Raw genomic sequence first — 23,684 nt, forward strand, 5'->3', positions numbered from 1 at the left:
CGCTCTCCCTCGGTTGGTTCGTGCCGTCGGCGTCAGCGGAAGACGACGGTGCGCTCGCCGTTGAGCAGGACGCGCGACTCGGCGTGCCAGCGCACGGCCCGCGAGAGCACCTGCGCCTCCACGTCGCGACCTGCCGAGACGAGCTGGTCCTGGTCGTAGCCGTGGTCGACGCGCAGGACGTCCTGCTCGATGATCGGTCCCTCGTCGAGGTCACCGGTCACGTAGTGCGCGGTCGCGCCCACCAGCTTCACGCCACGGTCGAAGGCCTGGTGGTAGGGCCGTGCTCCCTTGAAGCTCGGCAGGAACGAGTGGTGGATGTTGATCGCGCGCCCGGACAGCTGACGGCACAGGTCGTCGGTGAGCACCTGCATGTAGCGGGCGAGCACCACGAGGTGGGTGCCGGTCTCGTCGACGAGCTCCATCAGCTGCTTCTCGGCGTCCACCTTGGTCTCGGCGGTCACCGGGATGTGGTGGAAGTCCAGTCCGTACGACCGCACGAGCGCGCCGGCGTCGGGGTGGTTCGACACCACGGCCGGGATCTCGATCTGGAGCGCGCCGGTGCTGGCGCGGAAGAGCAGGTCGTTGAGGCAGTGGAGGTGCTTTGAGACCATGATCAGCGTGCGGTAGGGCGCGGCTGCCGCCCACAGCTCGTACGTCATGCCGAACCGCTCGGCGACGGGCGCGAACTGCGCGTGCAGCTCGGCGGCGCCGGCGGCCTCGGCGGCGTCGAACCCGATGCGCATGAAGAAGCGGTCGGTGAGCTGGTCGCCGAACTGCTGGCTCTCCACGATGTTGGCGCCGCGCTCGACGAGGAAGCCGGAGACGGCGTGGACGATGCCGGGGCGGTCCGGGCACGAGAGGGTCAGGACGTACTCGGACGGGCCGGGACCGTGGGGCATGGGGGTCTCCCTCAGGACGTGGTGCGAGTCGGGTTGGGTGCGCGGACGAGCGTGAGGTCGTCGAGGTTGTTGCGCTCGACGGAACGCAGTCTGCGATACGCAACAGCCCGAGCGCTAGTGGCTGCGCTAGTGTCCCGGTCATGACGGACGTCACCGCAGGCCTGGACCGGGGTGAGGAGCTGGTCGCGACCAGCTCCGCCGTCACCGGTGCGGGCGTGCAGTCCGTCGACCGTGCCCTGGCCATTCTCGAGGTGCTGGCACGCACCGGCGAGTCCGGGGTCACCGAGATCGCCGGAGAGCTCGGCGTGCACAAGAGCACCGCCTTCCGGCTCGTCGCGACGCTCGAGGCGCACCGCCTCGTCGAGCAGACCTCCGACCGCGGCCGCTACCGCCTCGGGATGGGCATCCTGCGGCTGGCCGGCGCCACGACCGCGCGCCTCGACCTGGTCCAGGAGGCCCGCCCGCTCTCGCGCCAGCTCGCCGGTGACACCGGCGAGACCGTCAACATCGCGGTCCTGGCCGAGAGCTCCGCGCTCTACCTCGACCAGGTCGCCGGCTCCTCGACGCTCCAGCCGCACAACTGGGTCGGCCAGCACATCCCGCTCCACGCCACCAGCAACGGCAAGGTGCTGCTCAGCGGCCTCGACGACGACCGGCTCGACGCGGCGCTCGGCGCGCTGGCGACGTACACCCCCCACACGATCACCGAGCGCGCACAGTTCCGCGAGGAGCTGGTGCGGGTGCGCGACCAGGGGTACGCCGTCGCGGTGGACGAGCTCGAGGTCGGCCTCACCGCCGTCGCGGCGCCGATCCGCAACGCGCACGGCGACGTGGTCGCGTCGATGAGCGTCTCCGGTCCCTCCTTCCGGCTCTCCTCCGAGCGCCTTCCGGAGGTCGTCCGGCTGGTCCGGGAGGCCGCGGTCGAGGTCTCGCACCGGCTCGGCTGGGGCCACCGCTAGACGCTCGTCCCGGCTCACTGCAAGGGTTTTTCGCAACGACAGAGGGAGGCACGCGTGCCCGACTTGTACATCGACGGCGCATGGACGTCCGCACGAGCCGGCGAGAAGCGGGAGATCCGCTGTCCCGCCGACGGGGTGCTGGTCGCCGAGGTCGACGAGGCATCGGCCGAGGACACCGACCTGGCGATCGCGGCGGCGCACCGGGCCTTCCACGATGGTGCGTGGTCGGGCTGGTCCAACCGCGCGCGCGGCGACCTGCTGCTGAAGGTCGCCGACCTGCTCGAGCGCGACCGCGACGTGGTCGCGCGGGCCGAGTCGCTCGACACCGGCAAGCGCCTCGTCGAGGGTGAGTACGACGTCGACGACGTCGTCTCGGTGTTCCGCCACTTCGGCCGCGTCGCCGACGACGAGGGCGGGCGCGTGGTCGACACCGGCAACCCGTCGGTCGTCAGCCGGGTGGTGCACGAGCCGGTCGGCGTGTGCGGGCTCATCAGCCCGTGGAACTACCCCCTCCTGCAGACGGCCTGGAAGGTCGCGCCCTGCCTGGCCGCGGGCAACACGTTCGTCCTCAAGCCGAGCGAGCTGACGCCGCACACCTCGATCCACCTGATGCGCCTGCTCGAGGAGGCCGGTCTCCCCGCGGGTGTCGGCAACCTCGTGCTGGGGGCGGGACCGGCTGCCGGGGCGCCGCTGTCGGAGGACCCGCGCGTCGACCTCGTCTCCTTCACCGGCAGCCTCGCGACCGGCAAGCGGCTCATGGCCGCCGCGTCCGGGACGGTCAAGCGGGTCGCCCTCGAGCTCGGTGGCAAGAACCCCAACATCGTCTTCGCCGACGCCGACTACGACACCGCGCTCGACTTCGCCCTCACGGCCGTCTTCCTGCACTCCGGCCAGGTCTGCTCGGCCGGCGCCCGGCTGATCGTCGAGGAGTCGATCCACGACCGCTTCGTCGACGACCTGGTCGCACGCGCGAAGCAGATCCGGCTCGGCGGTCCCTTCGACGAGGCCGCCGAGACCGGGCCGCTGACCAGCGCCGCCCACCGCGACAAGGTCGAGGCCTACGTCGCCGCCGGCGTGGCCGAGGGCGCCGTCCTCCGGTGCGGGGGCGCGCGCCCGGACGACCCGGCGCTGGCGGACGGCTTCTACTACCTGCCGACCGTGCTCGACGGGTGCACCAGCGACATGAGCGTCACCCAGGACGAGTCGTTCGGACCGGTGCTCACCGTGGAGACCTTCCGCGACGAGGCCGAGGCCGTGCGGATCGCCAACGACAGCATCTACGGCCTCGCCGGCGCGGTGTGGACCCAGGACGCAGGCAAGGGCCAGCGCGTCGCTGCCGGCATGCGGATGGGCACGGTCTGGATCAACGACTACCACCCCTACGTGGCGCAGGCCGAGTGGGGCGGTTACAAGCAGTCCGGCATCGGGCGCGAGCTCGGCCGCGCCGGGCTGGAGGAGTACCGCGAGACCAAGCACGTCTGGCACAACATCGCACCGGAGCCGCAGCGCTGGTTCGGGGGGAGTGACGCATGAAGCACTACGACTACGTGATCGTCGGTGGCGGGTCCGCCGGCTCGGCGCTGGCCAACCGGCTCTCGGCCGATCCCTCGACCAGCGTGCTGGTGCTGGAGGCCGGGCGCACCGACCGGTTCGACCCGCTCATCCACGCGCCGGCCGCGCTGCCGTTCCCGATCGGGAACCCGCTCTACGACTGGAAGTACGAGTCGGAGCCGGAGCCCGCGATGGGCGGTCGGCGGGTCTACCACGCCCGCGGCAAGGTGCTCGGCGGCTCGTCCTCGATCAACGGGATGATCTTCCAGCGCGGCAACCCGATGGACTACGAGCGGTGGGCGGCCGACCCGGGCATGGAGGCGTGGGACTACCGCCACTGCCTGCCCTACTTCAAGCGCATGGAGTCGCTGATCCTGCCCGACGGCATGGTCGGCGCTGACGCCTGGCGCGGTGGCTCCGGCCCGCTCAAGCTCGAGCGCAGCCCGGCGACGAACCCGCTGTTCAGCGCCTTCTTCGAGTCGGCGCAGCAGGCCGGCTACCCGCTCACCGACGACGTCAACGGCTACCGCCAGGAGGGCTTCGGCCGCTTCGACCGCAACATCGTCGACGGCGTGCGGATGTCGGCGGCACGTGCCTACCTGCACCCTGTCATGGGCCGCAAGAACCTCACCGTCGAGACGTTCGCGCACGCCACCAAGGTGCGCTTCGAGGGCACGCGCGCCGTGGGCGTCGACTACCTCCGGGCGGGCCGCAAGCACGAGCACGCCGCCGCCGGGGAGGTCATCCTCTGCGGTGGCGCCATCAACTCCCCGCAGCTGCTGCAGCTCTCCGGCATCGGCGACCCCGGGCACCTGCGCCCGCTCGGCGTCGACATGGTGCACGACCTGCCGGGTGTGGGGGAGAACCTCCAGGACCACCTCGAGGTCTACATCCAGTACGCCTCGATGCAGCCGGTCTCGATCGTCGAGGGCCTCAAGTGGCGCAACCGGCCGCTGGTCGGGCTCGAGTGGCTCCTCAAGCGCACCGGCACCGCGGCGTCGAACCACTTCGAGGGCGGCGGCTTCGCCCGCTCCAACGAGGACGTGGACTGGCCCAACCTGATGTTCCACTTCCTGCCGATCGCGATCCGCTACGACGGCTCGGCGGCACCCGGGCAGGACAAGTACGCCCACGGCTACCAGGTGCACATCGGCCCGATGTACGCCGACACCCGCGGCTGGGTGCGGATCGCGTCGACGGACCCGCGGCAGAAGCCGAAGATGCTCTTCAACTACCTCTCCACCGCCAACGACAAGCGCGAGTGGGTCGAGGCGGTGCGCGTCGCACGCGACATCCTCAACCAGCCGGCCTTCGCCCCGTTCAACGGCGGCGAGCTGTCGCCCGGGCCGTCGGTGGAGACCGACGAGGAGATCCTCGACTGGGTGCGCAAGGACGCCGAGACCGCGCTGCACCCCTCCTGCACGGCGAAGATGGGCACCGACGAGATGGCGGTCGTCGACCCCGGCAGCATGCGGGTCCACGGCACCGAGGGCCTGCGCGTCGTCGACGCGTCGGTCTTCCCCTACGTCACCAACGGCAACATCTACGCCCCCGTGATGATGGTCGCCGAGAAGGCGGCCGACCTGATCCTGGGCAACACGCCGCTGGCGCCCGCCGACGTGCCCTACTACCGCCACCGCGACGAGTCGCCGCTCTACCCCCCGGGAGACCCCCGCAACGCGACCTGAGATCGCATGACCCACCCCCCGACACCGGAGGACGCCATGACCGCACAGCCCGAGACCGCCGCCCACGCTCCCGAGGCACCGGACGATCGGAGCGGTCCACCGCCGGTGCGCTGGCCGGTGTTCGTCTCGGCGATCATCGCGATCTCGCTCATCACGGCGTGGGCGGTCGTCGCGCCGACCCACGCCGAGCAGGTCATCGGCAGCGTGGTGGAGCAGGTGACGGCCGGCTTCGGCTGGTTCTACATCCTCCTCGCGACCGTGATCGTCGGGTTCGTGCTCTTCCTCGCGATGTCGCGCTACGGCAACATCCGCCTGGGCCCCGACCACTCGCGCCCGGAGTTCTCGACGTTCGCCTGGGCCAGCATGCTGTTCGCGGCCGGCATCGGCACCGACCTGATGTTCTACTCCGTCGTCGCGCCGGTCACGCAGTACACCTCCCCGCCCGTGGGGGAGGGCGGGACCGCGCAGGCGGCCGAGGACGCGACCGTGTGGACCCTGTTCCACTACGGGCTGACCGGCTGGAGCATGTACGCCCTGATGGGGCTCGCGCTGGCCTACTTCGCCTACCGGATGAACCTCCCGCTCGCCGTGCGCTCCGCCCTGCACCCGGTCTTCGGCAAGCGCATCGACGGGCCGATCGGCCACGCGGTCGACACCGCCGCCGTGCTCGGCACGATCTTCGGCGTCGCGACCTCGCTGGGCATCGGTGTGGTCTTCCTCAACGTCGGGCTCAACGTCATCTTCGGCGTCCCCGTCGGCATCGCGGCGCAGGCCGCCCTCATCGGCGTCGCGGTCGTGATCGCCACGGCGTCGGCCGTCTCGGGCGTGGACAAGGGCATCCGGGTGCTCTCCCAGCTCAACGTCCTCCTCGCCCTGGCGCTCGCGCTGTGGGTGCTGCTGACCGGCCGGACGTCGTTCCTGCTCGACTCGGTCGTGATGAACGTCGGCGACCTGGTGAGCAGCTTCCCCGGCATGACCCTGGAGACCTTCGCCTACCACGACACGACCGAGTGGATGTCGTCCTGGACGCTGTTCTTCTGGGCGTGGTGGGTCGCCTGGGCGTCGTTCGTGGGCCAGTTCCTCGCGCGCATCTCCCGCGGGCGCACCATCCGCGAGTTCATCGTCGGCGTGCTCGTGCTGCCCTTCAGCTACATCGTGATGTGGGTGGCCATCTTCGGCAACGCCGCGCTCGACAGGATCCGCAGCGGTGAGGACGACGCCTTCGCCCAGGCCGCGCTGGAGTTCGACGGGCGCGGGTTCTACGCCCTGCTCCAGGACTACCCGGCCGCCGACGTGGTCCTCTTCGTCGCCTTCCTGACCGGCGTGCTGTTCTACGTCACCTCGGCCGACTCCGGCGCTCTGGTCATGGGCAACCTCTGCTCGCGCCTGCGCGACGCCCAGGAGGACTGCGCCGCCTGGCAGCGGATCGTCTGGTCGGTCGCGACGGGGGCGCTCACCCTGGCGATGCTCGTCGTCGGCGGCATCGTGGTGCTGCAGTACACGACCATCATCATGGGCCTGCCGTTCGCCCTCGTGCTCACACTCGTCCTGTGGGGCCTGTGGCGGGCGCTGCGCGTCGAGGGACGTCGCGCCGACACAAGCGCGCCGCGAAGCCGCGCGCCGGCGCCCGCGAGCGAGGGACCCCAGGCGTGGCGGGACCGGATCCGGCGCGCCCTCAACTTCGTGGACGTCCCGGCCGCGACCGCGCAGCTGCTCGACGTCGTCCAGCCCGCCCTGCAGGACGTGGCGGACGAGCTGGAGGCCGCCGGCGTCGAGGCCGGGGTCACGCGTGGTCTGGACCAGTCGTCCGGGGCCGAGACCTATGTCGAGCTGGCCACCGCGGCCGCCGAGCACCCCTTCGTCTACCGGGTCCAGGTCCACGAGTCGCCGGTGCCGACCTACGGCGGCCGGATGATCGGCAACCGCGACCGTTACGCACGGCTGGAGGTCCACCTCGTCGACGGCGGGCAGGACTACGACGTCATGGGGCACACCCCCGAGCAGCTCATCCACGACTGCCTCGACCAGTACGAGCGGCACCTCGACTTCCTGCGCACCGTCTGACCGGGGGCGAGCCGGTTGGTCACCGGCAGGTCACGGTGTGGCGGTGGGCCTTGACGGGTGGGCGGCCTCGGCGGATCCTTCGCATGTTCGATCGGTTGCGCTCAGAGCATTCCGTTGCGACATGCGCAACGACCCGCTCCTCACCTCCGGAGGTCCTCACATGACGGCAGCGCTCTCGGTCGACAGCCTGTGGAAGATCTTCGGGCCCCGCTCGGACAAGATCATCGGCACGCCCGACGCCGAGCTCTCGCGCGCCGACCTCAAGGCCAAGACCGGCAACGTCGTGGGCGTGAAGGACGTCTCCTTCGACGTCGCGCCGGGCGAGGTCTTCGTGGTGATGGGCCTGTCGGGATCGGGCAAGTCCACCCTCGTCCGGCTGCTCACCCGCCTCATCGAGCCGACCAGCGGCAGCGTGCAGCTCGGCGGCGTCGACATCACCTCGGCCTCCGAGGGTCAGCTGCGCGACGTACGCCGCAAGCAGGTCTCGATGGTGTTCCAGCACTTCGGCCTGCTGCCGCACCGCCAGGTGATCGACAACGTCGCCTACGGCCTCGAGGTCCGCGGGGTGCCGAAGAAGGAGCGCCGGGCCAAGGCCTCGGAGATCGTCGACCTGGTCGGGCTCGACGGCTACGAGAAGTCCTACCCCGACCAGCTCTCCGGCGGCATGCAGCAGCGGGTGGGCCTGGCCCGGGCGCTCGCGGGCGACCCCGAGATGCTGCTCTTCGACGAGCCGTTCTCGGCCCTCGACCCGCTCATCCGCCGCGACATGCAGAACGAGGTCATCCGGCTGCACCGCGAGCTCGGCAAGACGATGGTCTTCATCACCCACGACCTGGCCGAGGCGCTCAAGCTCGGCGACCGGATCATGATCCTGCGCGACGGTGCGATCGTGCAGATCGGCACGCCCGACGAGGTGGTGGCGCGCCCCGCGGACGACTACGTCAAGGACTTCGTCTCCGAGGTGCCCAAGGCCCACGTCCTCACGCTGAAGTGGGTGATGCGCGAGCCGCGGCCCGGTGAGGCGATGGACGGGCCGACGCTGCCGGTCACCACGGTCGTACGCCAGGCAGCGCGGGCCGCGATCGCCTCCGACGCCCCGATCCGGGTGATGGACGGCGACACGATGGTCGGCGTGGTGGACGAGGAGGACATCATGCGGGTCGTCGTCGCCGAGGAGGAGGCGTGAGCCAGGTCGGTCCCGGCCTGCGCGCCACCGCGTACGTCGAGACCGAGAAGCTGAACAACCCGAAGGACAGGCGGCCCGTCGAGCCCGGCGCCGCGCCGCCGGTCGTCGAGGACTCCGGGATCAGCCGCTGGGTCCCGGCGCTGGCGATCGTCGTGCTGTGGGTGGTGGCGTGGGTCCTCACCAAGGGCACGCACACCCTCGACCTGCCCAGCCTCTCGCGCACCGACCTGCACGACCGGCTCACCGAGATCCAGAACGGGCTGCTCGAGAGCCGCTCGACCAACCCGTTCATGCAGTTCACCAACGCGATCGCCGACGTCTTCCGCAGCACGGTCGACTGGTTCCAGCGGCTGCTCTCCAAGCCGGCGTTCCCGCGCCCGGTGCCGCAGATCGGCTGGCTGGGCGTCACCGCCATCGCGACGTACGTCGGGCTCGTCGTCGCCGGCTGGCGCATCGCCCTGCTGGTGGTGGCCTCGTTCCTCTCGTTCGGCGTCCTGGGCTACTGGGACCCGTCGATGGACACGCTCATCGTGGTGCTGATCTCGGTGCTGCTGGCGATCATCATCGGCATGCCGCTGGCGGTGTGGATCGGCACCAGCGCGCGCGCCAACGCCGTCGTCACGGTGTTCCTCGACCTGATGCAGACGATGCCGACCTTCGTCTACCTGCTGCCGATCGTGCTCTTCTTCGGCATCGGCACCAGCGCGGCCGTCGTCGCGACGCTGATCTACTCGCTGCCGCCGATCATCCGCATCGCCGGCTTCGGCATCCGCGAGGTGCCCACGACCACGATCGAGGCGACCGACTCCTCGGGCCAGACCTACTGGCAGCGGCTGTTCAAGGTCCAGCTGCCGATGGCGCGCAAGACGATCATCGTCGGCCTCAACCAGACCACGCTCGCGGCCCTGTCGATGGCCACCCTGGCCTCGTTCGTGGACGGGCCCGGCCTCGGCAAGCCCGTGCTGCAGGGGCTGCGGGTCAACGACGTCGGCACCGCCTTCGTGCCCGGCGTGCTGATCGTCGTGATGGCGGTGATGCTCGACCGCACGACCACCGCCGCGAGCGAGCGCTCCGAGCGGATCGCGCGCGGGGGCGGTCACGCCAACCCGCTGCAGCGACGCATCGTCGTCCTCGGTGGCGCGGTCGTCGCACTGGTGGCGGTCTACCTCTCGCGCACCTACGTCAGCCTCGCCGAGTTCCCGACCTACGGGATCGGTCGCTCGATCAGCACGGCGGTGAGCGACTTCGTCTCGTGGATCACGACGAACTTCGGCGGCGTGACAGGGGGCCTCAAGGACGGGGTGACCGACTGGCTGCTCAACCCGGTGCAGTCGGTGCTGGCCGAGTCGCCGTGGTACGTCTCGTTCCTCGGCATCGCCGCGCTGGCGCTGGTCTTCGGCGGGATGCGCGCGCTCGCCGTCTGCGTGGTGTGCCTCCTGGGCATCCGCTACCTCGACCTCTGGCACGACGCGATGATCACCCTCAACATGACCCTGGTCGCCACCGTGCTGGTCATGGCGCTCGCCCTCGTCTTCGGTGTCTGGATGGCGCGCGACCGGCGCGTCGACCTCGGGATCCGGCCGCTGCTCGACGCCGGCCAGACGATCCCGCCCTTCGTCTACCTCATCCCCGTGCTGGCGCTCTTCGGTCCCTCGCGCTTCACCGCGATCGTCGCCGGCATCGTGTACGCCGCCCCTGCCGCCATCAAGCTCGTCGCCGACGGCGTGAAGGGCGTCTCGCCCACCACGATCGAGGCGGGCCGCTCGACCGGGCAGACCACGTGGCAGGAGATCACCAAGGTGCAGCTGCCGATGGCCAAGGGATCGCTCGTCCTCGCCACCAACCAGGGCCTGCTCTACGTCTTGTCGATGACGGTCATCGGCGGCCTCGTCGGGGCGGGTGCCCTCGGCTTCGACGTGGTCTACGGCTTCTCCCGCAGCGAGGCGTGGGGCAAGGGCGCCGCCGCCGGTCTCACGATCGTGCTGCTCGGCGTGATGCTCGACCGGATCACCCGCGCCGCCGCCGACGTACGCCGTGACGACGGTCCCGGCACGCGGCGCGCCTTCAACGTCCGGCTGCCGATCGGGCCGCCCGGCACGTAGCACCACCCAGCAGCACCGCACGTCTCGCCTACCCGCAGGAGTTCACCCGCACCCGAAGGAGCACCACCCATGCGCACTGCCCGAAGCCGAGGAGCCCGACTGGGCGTCCTCGCCACCATCGCCGTGATGGCGCTCTCTGCCTGTGGCGGGGGATCGATCGAGTCCGAGACCAAGGCCAACGAGGAGAAGGCCGCCTCCGGTGGGGGCGAGTGCGGCGACCTCAACATGGCCGTCAACCCGTGGGTCGGCTACGAGGCCAGCGCCTACGTCGTCGGCACCGTCGCCCAGGAGCAGCTCGGCTGCACGGTGAACTACAAGGAGCTCAAGGAGGACGTCTCCTGGCAGGGCTTCGGCACCGGCGACGTCGACGTGGTGATCGAGGACTGGGGCCACCCCGACCTGGAGAAGAAGTTCTTCGCCGACTCCGGCGACGGCACCGCGGAGGACTTCGGGCCGCAGGGCAACGTCGGCATCATCGGCTGGTACGTGCCGCCGTGGCTCGCCCAGGAGCACCCGGACATCCTCGACTACAAGAACCTCAACAAGTACGCGCAGGACTTCGCCACCTCCGAGTCCGGTGGCAAGGGCCAGTTCCTCGGCGCCGACCCGTCCTACGTGCAGTTCGACGAGGCGATCGTGAACAACCTCGACCTCGACTTCCAGGTCGTCTTCTCCGGCTCGGAGGCCGCCAGCATCGAGGCGTTCCGCAAGGCCGAGGACAACAAGGAGTTCCTGATCGGCTACTTCTACGCGCCGCAGTACTTCATGGCCGAGGTGCCGCTGGAGAAGGTCGCGCTGCCGCCCTACACCGACGGGTGCCAGGACGACCCGCAGGACGTCGCGTGCGACTACCCCGAGACCGAGCTGAAGAAGATCGTCGGCACGGACTGGGCGGCGTCGGACTCCACGGCGGTGTCGCTGGTGAAGAACTTCACCTGGACCAACGAGGACCAGGACGTGGTGGCCGCCTACATCGCCTCCGACAAGATGTCGCCCGAGGACGCGGCCGCGAAGTGGATCGCGGACAACCAGGACAAGGTCGACGCCTGGCTCTCGTGATCGGTGACGGCTGGGTGAACCCCGGATGACCAGCGGACCCCGGTCGGCCTTGACAGCCGACCGGGGTCCCGCCAATCTACGAACGTTGCAGCACACGCACTTCGTTGCGCTCGACGCAACGGGATCGGTAGGCGTCATGGCGATCAAGGAACCGATGGGTGGGCCGGACACGGCCGAGCCCGCACGCGAAGAACGCGAGGGACACTTCCCTCTCGACAAGGTGACCTTCGGCGTCGCGGCCGGCCTGGCGATCGCCTTCCTCGCCTGGGGCACGCTGGACTCCAGCGGGATGGGCACCACGACGGGCAACATCCTCAGCTGGCTGACCACGACGTTCGGCTGGCTGTTCATCCTCGTGAGCGCGTCCTTCCTGCTGTTCTCGGCGTACCTGGCCGTCACCCGCTACGGCAACATCAAGCTCGGGCCGGACGACTCGGAGCCGGAGTTCTCGACGTTCTCCTGGGTGTCGATGATGTTCGCCACGGGCATGGGCATCGGCCTGATGTTCTGGGGCGTCGCCGAGCCGCTGACCTACCTCACCGCCACCGACGCCAGCAGCATCCCGCCCGGCCGGGGTGAGGCGGGCACGGCGGACAGCGCCCGGGTCGCGATGGAGTATGCGTTCTTCCACTGGGGCTTCCACCCCTGGTCGATGTACGCCGTCATCGGCCTGTCGATCGGCTACTTCGCCTACCGCAAGGGTGCGGGCAACCTCGTGTCAGGCGCGTTCGGTCCTCTGCTGGGCAAGCGCGCCAAGGAGGGTCCGGGCAAGGCGATCGACGTGATCGCGATCTTCGCGACCCTGTTCGGCTCCGCCACCTCGCTCGGGCTCGGTGCCCTGCAGATCACCGGCGGCCTCGACGACGTCTTCGGCAGCGGCAAGTCCAAGTGGCTGACGGTCGCCGTCATCGCGGTGCTGACCCTGTGCTTCGTGCTGTCGGCCGTCACCGGTGTCGAGAAGGGCGTGCAGTTCCTCTCCAACGCCAACGCGATCGCTGCGGTGCTGCTGGTGTTCTTCCTCTTCATCGTGGGTCCCACCGTCTTCATCCTGAGCACCTTCACCGAGTCTCTCGGCGGCTACCTCACCCATCTGCCGACCATGACGTTCCGCGCCGGAGCGTTCGGCAACAGCGAGTTCCTCAGCACCTGGACGATCTTCTACTGGGCCTGGTGGATCTCGTGGACCCCCTTCGTCGGCATGTTCATCGCGCGCATCTCCAAGGGCCGCACGATCCGCCAGTTCGTGGTCTACGTGATCCTCGTGCCCAGCATCGTGTCGTTCGTGTGGTTCTCGATCCTCGGCGGCTCGGCCATCGACCTGCAGCTCACGGGCGCGAAGGACTTCACCGACGAGCTCGCGGCCGGCAGCGAGGGCGCGCTGTTCTCCATGCTCCGTGAATACCCGCTCGCCAGCATCACCGTGGTCCTGGCCGTCTTCCTGGTGGCGATCTTCTTCATCACCGGAGCCGACTCGGCCTCCATCGTGATGGGGATGCTCAGCCAGAACGGCAAGGAGGAGCCGATGCGCTGGCTGGTCATCTTCTGGGGCGTCGCCCAGGGTGCCGTCGCCGCCGTGCTGCTCTTCTCGGGCGGGCTGGGAGCACTGCAGACACTGGTGATCATCGTGGCTGGTCCCTTCATGCTGGTGATCTGTGCGATGTGCGTCTCGCTCATGAAGGCGCTGCGCGCCGAGCCCTACGAGTCGACCCTGCCCCCGCGGGTGCGCCGGGCCGTGCTCCACGCCCAGCGGTACGACTCCCTGGAGCACCACACGGTGGCGCTCGCCGGCTACGGCGCGGAGCCGGAGGAGGTCAACGGCACCTCCGTCGCCGACGAGGACGAGAGCCGGGCCTGACCCCGGCACGACGCCGACCGACGCTGCACGAACCGTCGCCCCCGACCACCTTGACAGTGGCCGGGGGCGACGGCGTACATTTTCCGTGTCGCACATAGCGCAACCAGTTGCGCAATACGCAACCTGTGTGCGATACCGTTCCCCACCGCCCGGCCCCAGGAGCTAGCCATGGCAGAGGTCCCCGCGACCGCCGACGTCGTCGTCATCGGAGCCGGCATCGTCGGCAACAGCCTCGTCCACCACCTGACGCGCCTCGGGTGGAAGAACGTCGTGCAGATCGACAAGGGAGCCCTGCCCAACCCGGGCGGCTCGACCGGTCACGCGTCGAACTTCATCTTCACCGTCGACCACTCCCGCGAGATCACCGACATCACCCTCGACTCGGTCGCGCAGTACAAGGAGATGGGTGTCTTCACCGAGTCGGGCGGCTTCGAGATCGCCCGCACCGAGGAGCGGATGGAGGAGCTGCGCCGCCGCATGTCGAGCGCCAAGGCGTGGGGCATCGAGTCCGAGCTCGTCAGCCCGGCCTTCGTGAAGGAGAAGGTCCCCTTCATCGAGGAGGACCAGTTCATCGGTGCCTTCTGGACCCCGGGCGTCGGAGTCGTCGACTCCCTGCGGGCCGGCACGATCATGCGCGAGCGCGCCCTCGCCACCGGTGAGCTCACCGTCGTGCCCACCGTCGAGGTGACCGGGCTCGACACCGAGGACGGCCCCCACGGCACCCGCCGGATCACCCGCGTGCGCACCACCGGCGGCGACATCGAGGCCAAGACGGTCGTCATCGCGGCCGGCGTCTGGAGCCCGAAGCTCGGCGACATGGCCGGCATCAGCATCCCGCTGACGCCCGCGGTGCACCAGATGATCAGCGTCGGGCCCTGCCCGCAGCTGGCCGAGAAGGAGGGGGAGATCTCCTTCCCGATCGTGCGCGACATGGACACCTTCTGCTACGAGCGCCAGCACGGCGCCGACATGGAGGTCGGCTCCTACGCCCACCGCGCGATCCTCCACGAGCCCGAGGACATCCCTTCGATCGAGCAGGCCAAGCTCTCGCCGACCGAGATGCCCTTCACCGCCGACGACTTCGACCCGCAGCTCGAGCAGGCCTACGAGCTGATGCCCGAGCTCCTCGGCGCCGAGGGCGCGGAGCAGCGCTACGCCATCAACGGCCTGCTCTCCCTGACCTGCGACGGCAACCCGATCCTGGGCGAGAGTGAGGTCGCCGGACTCTGGACCGCCGCCGCGGTCTGGATCAAGGAAGGCCCCGGCGTCGGTCGCGCGGTCGCGGAGTGGATGACCCACGGCCACTCCGAGATCGACCTGCACCACAGCAACATCGCCCGCTTCCACGACCACCAGAAGCGCCGCGAGCACACCCGCCTGCGCACGACCGAGTCGTTCATCAAGACCTACGGCATCGTGCACCCGGCCGAGCAGTACGAGTCCGACCGCGACCAGCGCAAGGCTCCGATGCACGACTCGCAGTCCAAGCTCGGTGCGGTCTTCTTCGAGGCCGCCGGGTGGGAGCGCCCGTTCTGGTACGAGTCGAACGCCGGGCTCGTCGAGCAGTACGGCGACGCGGTGATGCCGCGCGAGCACGAGTGGGACTCGCGCTGGTGGAACCCGATCATCAACGCCGAGCACCTCCGCATGCGCGAGGCCGCCGCGGTGATCGACCTGTCCGCGTTCTGCATCTTCGACATCGAGGGCCCCGAGGCGCTCGACGTCGTCCAGGGCACCTGCGTCGCGCAGTGCGACGTCGCCGTCGGCAAGGTCATCTACACCCCGGTCCTCGACGCCAAGGGCGGCTTCCTGTCCGACCTGACGGTGATGCGCCTGGGCGACGACCACTTCCGCGTCGTCACCGGCGGCGCGCACGGCATGGCCGACCGCGCCTGGTTCTCCGGCCACCTGCCCGAGTCCGGCACCACCACGCTGACCGACAGCACCGACACCGTCGACACGATCGGCATCTGGGGCCCGAAGGCACGCGAGGTGCTCGCCTCGCTGACCTCCGACGACGTCTCCGACGAGGGCTTCGGGTTCCTCACCTGCCGCGAGATCACCGTCTCCACGGGGGCCGGCGACCTGACGGTGCTGGCCTCGCGCATCTCGTACGTCGGTGACCTGGGCTGGGAGCTCTACGTCCCGATGGCGCAGGGTGCCGACCTGTGGGAGGCCTTGCTCGAGGCGGGTGCGCCGCACGGCGTCATCCCGGCCGGCATCGGTGTCTACGGCACGACCGGTCGCATCGAGAAGGGCTACCGCGCGTTCGGCGCCGAGCTCGACGCCGAGCGCAGCATCATCGAGGCCGGCATGCAGCGGCCCAAGGTGAAGGCTGCCGACTTCGTCGGCAAGGAGGCCTACCTCGCCCAGCGCGACGCAGAGCCGCAGGCGATCCTCTGCACGCTGACCGTCGACGACCACACCTCGGCGTCCGGCGTGAAGCGCTACATGCTCGGCGGCGAGCCGATCCTCACCCGCGACGGCGGTTCGCTCACCGACGGTCACGGCCACCACCCCTACGTCACGAGCGCGGGATCCGCGCCCTCCCTGGGCAAGCACGTACTGCTGGCCTACCTGCCCGTCGACCAGGCCACGATCGGCAACGAGCTGGCCGTGTCCTACATGGAGGAGCTCTACCCGGTGACGGTCGGCTCGATCGACGCCACCCCGCTCCTCGACCCGAGCAACGAGCGGCTCCGCTGATGACGAATCCACTGGTCTGCGTCAAGCGCGTCGTCGACTCGTCCAGCGAGGTCGTCCTCACCGAGGACGGCCAGGGGGTCGACGGTCGCTTCGCCGGCTTCACGATGAGTGCCCACGAGGAGTGCGCGGTCGAGATCGCCGTCCAGGTCGCAGCCGCCGACGGCGGTGCGGCGAGCGTGATGACGCTCGGCGACGCCGACTCGGTCGAGCAGCTGCGGGCCGCGCTCGCCGTCGGCTGCACGTCGGCCACCCACGTCCAGGCCGACTCGCAGGCCTACGGTCCGGCCGACGTGGCCCGCGAGATCGCCGCCGTGGTGCGCGACCACGAGGCCGCCGGCACGCCCCACGAGCTGGTGCTGCTCGGCAACGACGCGGCCGACAGCGGCGACTTCCAGGTCGGCATCCGCCTCGCCTACGAGCTCGGCTGGCCGGTGGTCAACGGGGTCACCCACGTCTCCGTCTCCGACGGTGAGGTCACGGCCAGCGGCGCGGGTCCCGACGGCCACGAGACCTTCCGGCTGCCGCTCCCCGCGGTGGTCACGATCCTCGAGGGCGGCGTCGAGCCGCGCTATCCGTCGGTGCCCGGTCGGATGAAGGCCAAGAAGGCGCCGATCGAGGAGCGCGAGCCCTCCGCCGAGCCCGTCGGACCGTCCCGGGTGCGCCTCGTGCTCCCGCCACCGTCGCCCTCCTCCGTCGAGATCCTCGGCGAGGGCGCCGCGGCCGCACCCGCGGTCGTCGACCTCTTCGAGCAGCTGGGGGTGCTGTCGCGATGATCCTGGTCCTGGTCGAGGTCTCGCCCGCGGGCGAGGCCATCGAGACCTCACGTGAGGCCGTCACGTTCGCGCGCGACCTCTCCGCCGCCGGCGGGGGAGTGCCGATCGACGCGGTCGTCGTCGGCAGCCCCGACGACGCGCTCGTGAAGACGCTCGCCACCCACGGCGTGCGCCGGGTGCACGCGCTCACCGGTCCGGCGTACGACGCCTTCTCCGGCGCCGCGTGGGCCGCCGGCCTGATGGCGGTCCGCGAGAAGGCCGGTGCGGTCGTCGTCATGGCCGCCGGCACGCCCCGCGGCAACGAGGTGCTCGCCCACGTCGGCGCCCGCACCGGCGCGCCGATGGCCGCCAACGTCATCTCCTTCGGAGGGCTGTCCCCGTTCACGGTCACCCGCCAGGTGGTGGGCGGCGCGGCGCTCGAGGAGATGCAGCTGGGCATGCGTCCGGCCATCTTCAGCGTCGCCGGCCACGCGGTCGAGGCATCGGCTGCCGACGTTCCCGGCGACGGCGAGCTGGTGGTCGAGACGCCCGAGGTCGCCGACGCCGACCTGGTCGCACGCGTGGTCTCCACCGAGGAGCCGGCCCCCGACCTGTCAGGTGCGCTGAAGTCGGCCCGTGTGGTCGTCGGCGCCGGCCGCGGTGCAGGTTCTGCTGACGGCTTCGGCGAGCTCCTCGAGCTGGCCGAACTCCTCGACGCGCCCCTCGGCGTCTCGCGGGTGGTCACCTCGCTCGGCTGGCGCCCGCACCACGAGCAGGTCGGCCAGACCGGCAGCCGGATCTCGCCCGACCTCTACATCCCGTGCGGCATCAGCGGCGCCATCCAGCACTGGGCCGGGTGCAGCAGCGCCAAGGCGATCCTGGCGATCAACAGCGACCCCGACGCGCCCATGGTCACCAAGGCGACCCACGCGGTCATCGGAGACCTGCACGAGATCGTCCCCGCGATCAACGAGGAGATCCGCCGCCGCCGAGCGGGCTGAGCGCGCCGGCTCGGCGCGGGAGCGGTGACGCTCCGCGACGGATCCGGCGCGGCGCGGGGAGGGGCGCACGCCTCCTACGTCCGCCTGGTGAAGCTGACCGCGTTGTCGGCGTGGACGGTCATGGCGTAGCGGGCGTCGTGGGCCACCCGGTGGTGCCGCGGGCACAGGAGGCGGCCGTTGGCCAGGTCGGTGGGACCGCGTCTCGACCACGGGATGTCGTGGTGGGCGTGACAGCCCGACGCGGTGGTCTCACACCCCTTCGCGGTGCAGCCGCCGTCGCGCAGTCCGAGGGCGGTGCGCTGTGCCTGGGTGAACAGGCGAGCGGTCCGGCCCAGGTCGAGCGGCCGCGACCTCGAGCCGAGCACGGCGGGCACGATCCCGGCCTCGCACGCGAGCCGACGCGCCTGGCCGGCGCTCATCCGGGTGCCGTCGTCGAGCAGCGCGGTCGCGGACTCGCAGAGCAGCTGCTCCAGACTCATCGTGATCACCACGGTGGCGTTGACGCCCGCGGTCTGCGGGGTCGCCTCGCGGGGGTAGCGCTCGACGTACTCCACGAGCGCCTCGCCGAGCCTGCGGTGCAGCGGCTTCCACTCGCCGCTCTCGTCGTGCAGCTCGACGTCGGTGTGGCGGGCCGGGTTGGCCAGGGCGAGCAGGTGGCGCTTGAGGATCGTGCCGACGTGGGAGGGCACGGTGAACCGACCGTGGCACCGCCCGGCCCCGTCGTCGTGCAGGACCAGCTCCGCGACGGCGTACGCCCGGGCCTCCTCCGCGGCCAGCAGTGCTGCCTCCTGTGCCTCGCCCAGCTCGGGGGCGACGACGTCGAGGATGCGCTTGCCCAGCCGGCGCAGCGCCTTGGCATCGTGCTCGGTGGCGGCCTTGAGCAGGTGGTCGCGTGCCTTGTCCCGGACCGCGGCATCGATGATCCGGACCTCTCCGTCCGGGGTCCGCACCTTCGCGGGGATCGCGTCGACCGCCCTGACGATGACCCGGGCCTGCTCGACGCGTAGGCCGCCGTCGGCCAGAGCCCGGCCGGTCGGAGCGTGCACGTCAGCCTCGAGCGCGCGCCCGAGCGCGGTCAGCCGTGCGGCCGTTGCCTGGGTGTGGTGGCTGCGGCCAGCCCACCACTGATGGGTGTGCCGAGCCCCGGTGGCGTCTCCGAGCCGGCGCCGGTCCGCCTCGGCCGCCGTCCGGCAGACCTCCCGCGTGAGCCGGCTCGACGCAGTCGTGGTCGCATCGAGCAACCGGACCACGTCGCCGTCCGCCAGGGCACCGAGCGACAGCTCGCCCAGGTCACTGAGCACGCTCGCCAAGCGCTGCACCACATCACCCACCAGCACGGATGCCGGCGGCTCGGTGCCCGGCGCACGCCACGACTCGTGGTGTGACGGCTCGATTGGCACGGCGCTCACTGGACTGCCCTCTGCGCCCCTGCTGGGCGCGTCGACAACTACGGACGGGGCCAGTAACAGTGAGGTGGGTGCGGCCGTATATCGGCTATCAGGAAGGGCCCGAGCTCGCTCGCTCGAAACTATGTTCGATCCTACGCCTCGGCGCCGACAAGGTCAACGCTCGCGGCGAAACACCTCGTCGACAGCGGTGTGGGCTCAGGGCGGCCGATAGGTCGGGTCTGGGCCGCATGTCCATGCTGGTCTCGGGTACCCGTAGCAAGCACGTTGCCCATGCTCTCGTCCCTGATCGCATCCGCACCACTCGGCTCACTGATGAAAGAGGGACTCATGATCGACAAGAACACCAACATCGCAGCCCAGGAAGCCTTCGGCGAGGCCATCAACACCGGCAACGTCGACGCCTTCGACGACCTCGTCGACCCAGACAGTGTCGACCACGACCCAGCGCCGGGCCAACAGCCCGGACCGGAGGGCTACAAGATGTTCTTCACCGAGATGCGGAGCGCGTTTCCCGATCTCCACGTCGATGTCGAGACCCTGGTCGCCGACGATGACCAGGTCGCCTTCGCCTACACGCTCACCGGCACCCATCAGGGTCCGTTCCAGGGGCACGAAGCCACCGGCAAGACTGTCCAGGTCCGCGGCATGCAGATCAGCAGGTTCGCCCAGGGCAAGATGACAGAACGCTGGGGCAGCTCAGACGAGATCGGGATCCTCGCCCAGCTCGGGCTCAGCTGATGAGCAGTCCCGAAGCAGCGGCCACGCCCGAGTCGGGGGGATCAGCCGACGATGACAGCACACGTCGGGCTCCGCGTGAGTCAGCGTGCCCGTGGTGACGTTGAATCACGTCAGACGAGGAAGCGGGAGCCCGCTGCTGCTCGTGCACGGATTGGGCGCCGGTTGGCGGTCTTGGTCCCCGATTCTCGATGAGCTGGCCGAGCGTCGCGAGGTGATCGCCGTCGACCTTCCGGGATTCGGCGACACGCCACCGTTGACCGGTGAGGTGTCGATCGCCACCCTGACCGACGCCGTCGCGGACTTCATTCGTGAGCTGGGGTTGGACGGGGTCTCGACGGTCGGCCAGTCGATGGGCGGCCGCATGGTGCTCGAGCTCGCGCGGCGGGGCGTCGGCGGTGACACCGTCGCGTTGGACCCGGGCGGCTTCTGGAGCGACCGCGAGCTCGTCGTCTTCGGCGCCACGCTACGACCCTCGATCGCTCTCGTCCGAGCCCTTCGAGGCATGCTGCCGACGCTGCTCGGCAACCCCGTGGGACGGACCCTGCTGCTGGCGCAGTTGTCGGCACGCCCATGGGCGCTCACTCGCGACACCGTGCTGCCGGACGTCCGAGGGCTGGCCGACTCCCCATCGACCGGCGCTGCCTTGGATGCGCTGACCAAGGGGCCCGAGCAACAGGGAGCCCCGGCTGGCACTGTGCCGGGCCGGGTGACGATCGGTTGGGGTCGCCGTGACCTGGTGACCGTGCCGAGCCAGGCCGCGCGTGCCACGGAACGGTTCCCCGACGCTGTCCTGCACTGGTTCGAGCGGTGCGGTCACTTTCCACAGTGGGATGCACCGCACGAAGCGACCCAGCTGATCCTCGACAGCACTGCGTGAGGTCCGTTGCTGGCCGACAGTCCGGACGCGTCCCCATTCGCGGCGGAATGGGCTAGGTCTGCTGGCGCCGATTGGTGCGGAAGGCCCGTTCGTGCCGCAGCCTCTTCAGTCCTGCTGGATCTCGCGGCGCTGAAGTGGCGCACGGCGACAGCGAAGCCGATGCGCTGGGGTAGGTCAGCACCGCTAGCTGATCGGGTGATCGTGGACCGCCGATGAGAGGTGTAGGCCGTTCAACTCGAGGTAGAGCTGTCGCTCGGTGACGGTAAGTGTGAGCGCGTTGCGGCGCTCTATCGCACCCACCGCGGAATCGATGAACCCGGGATCAAAGCTGTGCAGGACGATCTCCTCGGCGCGATGTATCTTCGCCCCCGTCCACTGCGCCAGCACCCTGGTCGCGTCGCGGTGCGTGTAGATCGTCGTGCGCTCGGCCGCCTTGCTGCCCGTGTGAAGGCGCGCGGCATCCGGCGCCCCGACCTCGATCCAGGCCAGCAGCTTCCCGCTCAGGTCACGCACGAGCACCGCCGGGTCCGCGGTCGCCGAGATTCCGTCGCTGAACGTGATGCCGTCTTCGAATTCGAGGCAGTAGGCGAGCACACGCGTCACGAGGTACGCGTCGGTCTCTGACGGATGCCGCGCCGCGCGAAGTGTGAGCTGCTCGTATACGCCGCGATCCGTGTCGGCCAACTCAATCTCGAACACGTACATCGTCGCACCGGCTGCCATGAGGTTCATGCTGGCCCACGTGGCGTTCTGACGTCGAATGGCCTAGGTCGCCGATCGGAACCCACGAGGAAACACGACGCCGAGGCAGCGACGAGGCCTTGTGGTCCAGGACGCCGAGAGTGTCAACCTGGACCGATCCGACCCGTGGCCTGACCGTCTTGTCACACGCGGGCGACGTAGGCGGCGGTTCGCCGCTACCTCCCGCTGCCGAACAGACCATCCCGCGACGACCAACCACTCGCCCCATGGGACACCACCCCATCCCCAGCCACTCCGTGACGACCGTCGCACCGCGCCCGTAACCTCCCCACGCCTCCCACGTTGGACTACCCAGGAGTAGGGGACGGGGAGGGAGGAGTCCGGGTCCATGGGAGTGGAGATCAAGGTCGACGACCTCTCGAAGTCGTTCGGCAAGCAGCTGATCTGGGGCGACGTCACGCTCACCGTCCCGGCCGGCGAGATCTGCGTGATGCTCGGGCCGTCCGGCACCGGCAAGTCGGTCTTCCTCAAGACGCTCATCGGCCTCCTCAAGCCCGACAAGGGCTCGATCCTCATCGAGGGCACCGACATCGCGAGCTGCTCCGAGCGCGAGCTCTACGAGATCCGCAAGCTCTTCGGCGTGCTGTTCCAGGACGGCGCCATGTTCGGCTCGATGAACCTCTACGACAACGTCGCCTTCCCGCTGCGGGAGCACACGCGCAAGTCGGAGTCCGAGGTCCGCGAGATCGTCATGGAGAAGATGGACCTCGTCGGCCTGCTGGGCGCGGAGGACAAGCTCCCCGGGGAGATCTCCGGCGGCATGCGCAAGCGCGCCGGCCTGGCCCGCGCCTTGGTGCTCGACCCCGAGATCGTGCTCTTCGACGAGCCCGACTCGGGCCTGGACCCGGTGCGTACGGCGTTCCTCAACCAGCTCATCGTCGACCTCAACGCGCAGATCGACGCCACCTTCCTGATCGTCACCCACGACATCAACACCGCGCGGACGGTGCCCGACAACATCGGGCTGCTCTACCACCGGCACCTGGCGATGTTCGGTCCCCGCGAGCAGCTGCTCAGCTCCGAGGAGCCGGTCGTGCGCCAGTTCCTCAACGCCCAGAAGGTCGGCCCGATCGGCATGTCGGAGGAGAAGGACGCCACCGACCTCGCCGCCGAGGAGGGCCAGGAGCTGCCGCCGCTGCCGCCGATCCCGCTCCAGCTCGACCCGTCCAACGGCGTCCCGCGACGCAGCCAGCGCCCCGCCGGTGAGTGGTGCCGCGACAACGGCGTGACGCCCCCGCCCGGCTCCTTCGAGTCGAGCAACGCCGGCCTGGCACCGGGGGCCTGATCCGGATGGCCACGTCGGTGTCCTCGCGCGCCCTCGCACCCGTCGCGGTGGCGGGCAACCTCTTCGCGTTCGCCCTCGACGTGCTCCGCGGGCTCTTCCGCCGCCCGTTCCAGCTGCGGGAGTTCATCCAGCAGGCCTGGTTCATCGCCTCGGTCACGATCATCCCGACCGCGCTGGTCGCGATCCCGTTCGGCGCGGTCATCGCGCTGCAGGTCGGTGGGCTGATCAAGCAGTTCGGCGCCCAGTCCTTCACCGGCTCGGCCTCGGTGCTGGCCGTGGTCCAGCAGGCCGCCCCGATCGGCACCGCGCTGCTGATCGCGGGAGCCGGTGGCTCGGCCATCGCCGCCGACCTCGGCGCCCGCAAGATCCGCGAGGAGCTCGACGCGATGATGGTGCTGGGCATCGACCCCATCCAGCGGCTGGTCGTGCCCCGGGTGCTCGCGTGCATGCTCGTCGCGTTCTTCCTCAACGGCATGGTCAGCGTCGTCGGCGTCACCGGCGGCTACGTCTTCAACGTGATCCTCCAGGACGGCACCCCGGGCGCCTACCTCGCCAGCTTCACCGCGCTCGCGCAGCTGCCCGACCTGTGGATCGGCCTCATCAAGGCCCTCGTCTTCGGCCTCATCGCGGCGATCGTGGCCTGCTACAAGGGCATGAACGCCAAGGGCGGTCCCAAGGGCGTCGGCGACGCGGTCAACGAGTCGGTCGTCATCACCTTCCTGCTGCTCTTCGTGGCCAACTTCGTGCTGAGCATGATCTACCTGCAGGTCATCCCCCCGAAGGGCGGATGA

The 23,684-nt window shown here is 70.0% G+C and carries 18 protein-coding genes; 15 read left to right on the forward strand and 3 right to left on the reverse strand.

Annotation, left to right across the window (positions count from 1 at the left end; translation table 11 throughout):
- Positions 1 to 32: 32 nt before the first annotated feature.
- Positions 33 to 899 carry a formyltetrahydrofolate deformylase gene (purU, locus tag IEZ25_RS04440; RefSeq protein WP_191198215.1) on the reverse strand — a complete coding sequence of 289 codons (867 nt, stop codon included), beginning with the start codon at positions 897 to 899 and terminating at the stop codon, positions 33 to 35.
- A gap of 140 nt (positions 900 to 1,039) precedes the next feature.
- Between purU and IEZ25_RS04445 the strand changes: the two genes are divergently transcribed.
- The 11 genes from IEZ25_RS04445 (at position 1,040) to IEZ25_RS04495 (ending at position 17,822) form a co-directional block, all read left to right on the forward strand.
- Positions 1,040 to 1,858, forward strand: coding sequence for an IclR family transcriptional regulator (locus IEZ25_RS04445; RefSeq protein WP_191198216.1), 819 nt, complete (start codon positions 1,040 to 1,042; stop codon positions 1,856 to 1,858).
- Between the two features lie 54 nt (positions 1,859 to 1,912).
- A complete protein-coding gene (locus tag IEZ25_RS04450; RefSeq protein ID WP_191198217.1) occupies positions 1,913 to 3,391 on the forward strand; it encodes an aldehyde dehydrogenase family protein in 1,479 nt (492 codons plus the stop codon).
- Positions 3,388 to 5,097 carry a choline dehydrogenase gene (gene betA, locus IEZ25_RS04455; protein ID WP_191198218.1) on the forward strand — a complete coding sequence of 570 codons (1,710 nt, stop codon included), beginning with the start codon at positions 3,388 to 3,390 and terminating at the stop codon, positions 5,095 to 5,097. Before IEZ25_RS04450 ends, betA begins: the two co-directional genes overlap by 4 nt.
- 36 nt (positions 5,098 to 5,133) lie before the next feature.
- Positions 5,134 to 7,161 (forward strand): choline BCCT transporter BetT, encoded by a 2,028-nt coding sequence (betT, locus tag IEZ25_RS04460; protein WP_191198219.1) that lies wholly within the window; start codon positions 5,134 to 5,136, stop codon positions 7,159 to 7,161.
- A 121-nt stretch (positions 7,162 to 7,282) separates the two neighbouring features.
- The gene (locus IEZ25_RS04465; protein ID WP_191198220.1) at positions 7,283 to 8,347 is read left to right on the forward strand and encodes a quaternary amine ABC transporter ATP-binding protein; all 1,065 of its coding nucleotides are present in this window, start codon (positions 7,283 to 7,285) and stop codon (positions 8,345 to 8,347) included.
- Positions 8,344 to 10,449, forward strand: coding sequence for an ABC transporter permease (locus tag IEZ25_RS04470; RefSeq protein WP_318152043.1), 2,106 nt, complete (start codon positions 8,344 to 8,346; stop codon positions 10,447 to 10,449). The genes IEZ25_RS04465 and IEZ25_RS04470 overlap by 4 nt, the downstream gene beginning before the upstream one ends.
- 69 nt (positions 10,450 to 10,518) lie before the next feature.
- On the forward strand, positions 10,519 to 11,508 hold the full coding sequence (locus IEZ25_RS04475) for an ABC transporter substrate-binding protein (protein ID WP_191198221.1): 990 nt from the start codon (positions 10,519 to 10,521) through the stop codon (positions 11,506 to 11,508).
- Positions 11,509 to 11,644: 136 nt separating this feature from the next.
- Positions 11,645 to 13,363: a BCCT family transporter gene (locus IEZ25_RS04480; RefSeq protein ID WP_224748486.1), complete on the forward strand. Its 1,719-nt coding sequence runs from the start codon at positions 11,645 to 11,647 to the stop codon at positions 13,361 to 13,363.
- Positions 13,364 to 13,531: 168 nt separating this feature from the next.
- Positions 13,532 to 16,069 carry a GcvT family protein gene (locus tag IEZ25_RS04485; RefSeq protein ID WP_191198222.1) on the forward strand — a complete coding sequence of 846 codons (2,538 nt, stop codon included), beginning with the start codon at positions 13,532 to 13,534 and terminating at the stop codon, positions 16,067 to 16,069.
- A complete protein-coding gene (locus IEZ25_RS04490; RefSeq protein ID WP_191198223.1) occupies positions 16,069 to 16,842 on the forward strand; it encodes an electron transfer flavoprotein subunit beta/FixA family protein in 774 nt (257 codons plus the stop codon). Before IEZ25_RS04485 ends, IEZ25_RS04490 begins: the two co-directional genes overlap by 1 nt.
- Positions 16,839 to 17,822: an electron transfer flavoprotein subunit alpha/FixB family protein gene (locus IEZ25_RS04495; protein ID WP_191198224.1), complete on the forward strand. Its 984-nt coding sequence runs from the start codon at positions 16,839 to 16,841 to the stop codon at positions 17,820 to 17,822. Before IEZ25_RS04490 ends, IEZ25_RS04495 begins: the two co-directional genes overlap by 4 nt.
- A 74-nt stretch (positions 17,823 to 17,896) precedes the next feature.
- Here the strand turns inward: IEZ25_RS04495 and IEZ25_RS04500 are convergent, their stop codons facing one another.
- Positions 17,897 to 19,231: an HNH endonuclease signature motif containing protein gene (locus IEZ25_RS04500; RefSeq protein ID WP_191198225.1), complete on the reverse strand. Its 1,335-nt coding sequence runs from the start codon at positions 19,229 to 19,231 to the stop codon at positions 17,897 to 17,899.
- 327 nt (positions 19,232 to 19,558) lie between these two features.
- Here IEZ25_RS04500 and IEZ25_RS04505 point away from each other — a divergent pair, with 327 nt between their 5' ends.
- Together IEZ25_RS04505 and IEZ25_RS04510 are read left to right on the forward strand one after the other, a co-directional pair.
- Positions 19,559 to 19,969, forward strand: coding sequence for an ester cyclase (locus tag IEZ25_RS04505; protein WP_224748487.1), 411 nt, complete (start codon positions 19,559 to 19,561; stop codon positions 19,967 to 19,969).
- Positions 19,970 to 20,111: 142 nt separating this feature from the next.
- The gene (locus IEZ25_RS04510; protein WP_318152089.1) at positions 20,112 to 20,846 is read left to right on the forward strand and encodes an alpha/beta fold hydrolase; all 735 of its coding nucleotides are present in this window, start codon (positions 20,112 to 20,114) and stop codon (positions 20,844 to 20,846) included.
- A 183-nt stretch (positions 20,847 to 21,029) separates the two neighbouring features.
- Here the strand turns inward: IEZ25_RS04510 and IEZ25_RS04515 are convergent, their stop codons facing one another.
- Entirely contained in the window at positions 21,030 to 21,569 is a 540-nt protein-coding gene (locus IEZ25_RS04515; protein ID WP_191198227.1) for a YaeQ family protein, read from the reverse strand.
- Between the two features lie 367 nt (positions 21,570 to 21,936).
- Between IEZ25_RS04515 and IEZ25_RS04520 the strand changes: the two genes are divergently transcribed.
- Together IEZ25_RS04520 and IEZ25_RS04525 are read left to right on the forward strand one after the other, a co-directional pair.
- Positions 21,937 to 22,893, forward strand: a complete 957-nt coding sequence (locus IEZ25_RS04520; RefSeq protein ID WP_191198228.1) for an ABC transporter ATP-binding protein — start codon at positions 21,937 to 21,939, stop codon at positions 22,891 to 22,893.
- Positions 22,894 to 22,898: 5 nt separating this feature from the next.
- A complete protein-coding gene (locus tag IEZ25_RS04525; RefSeq protein WP_191198229.1) occupies positions 22,899 to 23,684 on the forward strand; it encodes an MlaE family ABC transporter permease in 786 nt (261 codons plus the stop codon).

The sequence above is a fragment of the Nocardioides hwasunensis genome, from assembly GCF_014779665.1.
Lineage (GTDB): Bacteria > Actinomycetota > Actinomycetes > Propionibacteriales > Nocardioidaceae > Nocardioides > Nocardioides hwasunensis.

What these genes read in the sequence shown, in the direction of transcription:
- IEZ25_RS04490 (WP_191198223.1), top strand. Translation starts at nt 16,069, where the DNA reads ATGACGAATCCACTGGTCTGCGTCAAGCGCGTCGTCGACTCGTCCAGC.
- betT (WP_191198219.1), top strand. Translation starts at nt 5,134, where the DNA reads ATGACCGCACAGCCCGAGACCGCCGCCCACGCTCCCGAGGCACCGGAC.
- betA (WP_191198218.1), top strand. Translation starts at nt 3,388, where the DNA reads ATGAAGCACTACGACTACGTGATCGTCGGTGGCGGGTCCGCCGGCTCG.
- IEZ25_RS04465 (WP_191198220.1), top strand. Translation starts at nt 7,283, where the DNA reads ATGCGCAACGACCCGCTCCTCACCTCCGGAGGTCCTCACATGACGGCA.
- IEZ25_RS04525 (WP_191198229.1), top strand. Translation starts at nt 22,899, where the DNA reads ATGGCCACGTCGGTGTCCTCGCGCGCCCTCGCACCCGTCGCGGTGGCG.
- IEZ25_RS04445 (WP_191198216.1), top strand. Translation starts at nt 1,040, where the DNA reads ATGACGGACGTCACCGCAGGCCTGGACCGGGGTGAGGAGCTGGTCGCG.
- IEZ25_RS04480 (WP_224748486.1), top strand. Translation starts at nt 11,645, where the DNA reads ATGGCGATCAAGGAACCGATGGGTGGGCCGGACACGGCCGAGCCCGCA.
- IEZ25_RS04485 (WP_191198222.1), top strand. Translation starts at nt 13,532, where the DNA reads ATGGCAGAGGTCCCCGCGACCGCCGACGTCGTCGTCATCGGAGCCGGC.
- IEZ25_RS04505 (WP_224748487.1), top strand. Translation starts at nt 19,559, where the DNA reads ATGATCGACAAGAACACCAACATCGCAGCCCAGGAAGCCTTCGGCGAG.
- IEZ25_RS04475 (WP_191198221.1), top strand. Translation starts at nt 10,519, where the DNA reads ATGCGCACTGCCCGAAGCCGAGGAGCCCGACTGGGCGTCCTCGCCACC.
- IEZ25_RS04495 (WP_191198224.1), top strand. Translation starts at nt 16,839, where the DNA reads ATGATCCTGGTCCTGGTCGAGGTCTCGCCCGCGGGCGAGGCCATCGAG.
- IEZ25_RS04520 (WP_191198228.1), top strand. Translation starts at nt 21,937, where the DNA reads ATGGGAGTGGAGATCAAGGTCGACGACCTCTCGAAGTCGTTCGGCAAG.
- purU (WP_191198215.1), bottom strand. Translation starts at nt 899, where the DNA reads ATGCCCCACGGTCCCGGCCCGTCCGAGTACGTCCTGACCCTCTCGTGC.
- IEZ25_RS04515 (WP_191198227.1), bottom strand. Translation starts at nt 21,569, where the DNA reads ATGGCAGCCGGTGCGACGATGTACGTGTTCGAGATTGAGTTGGCCGAC.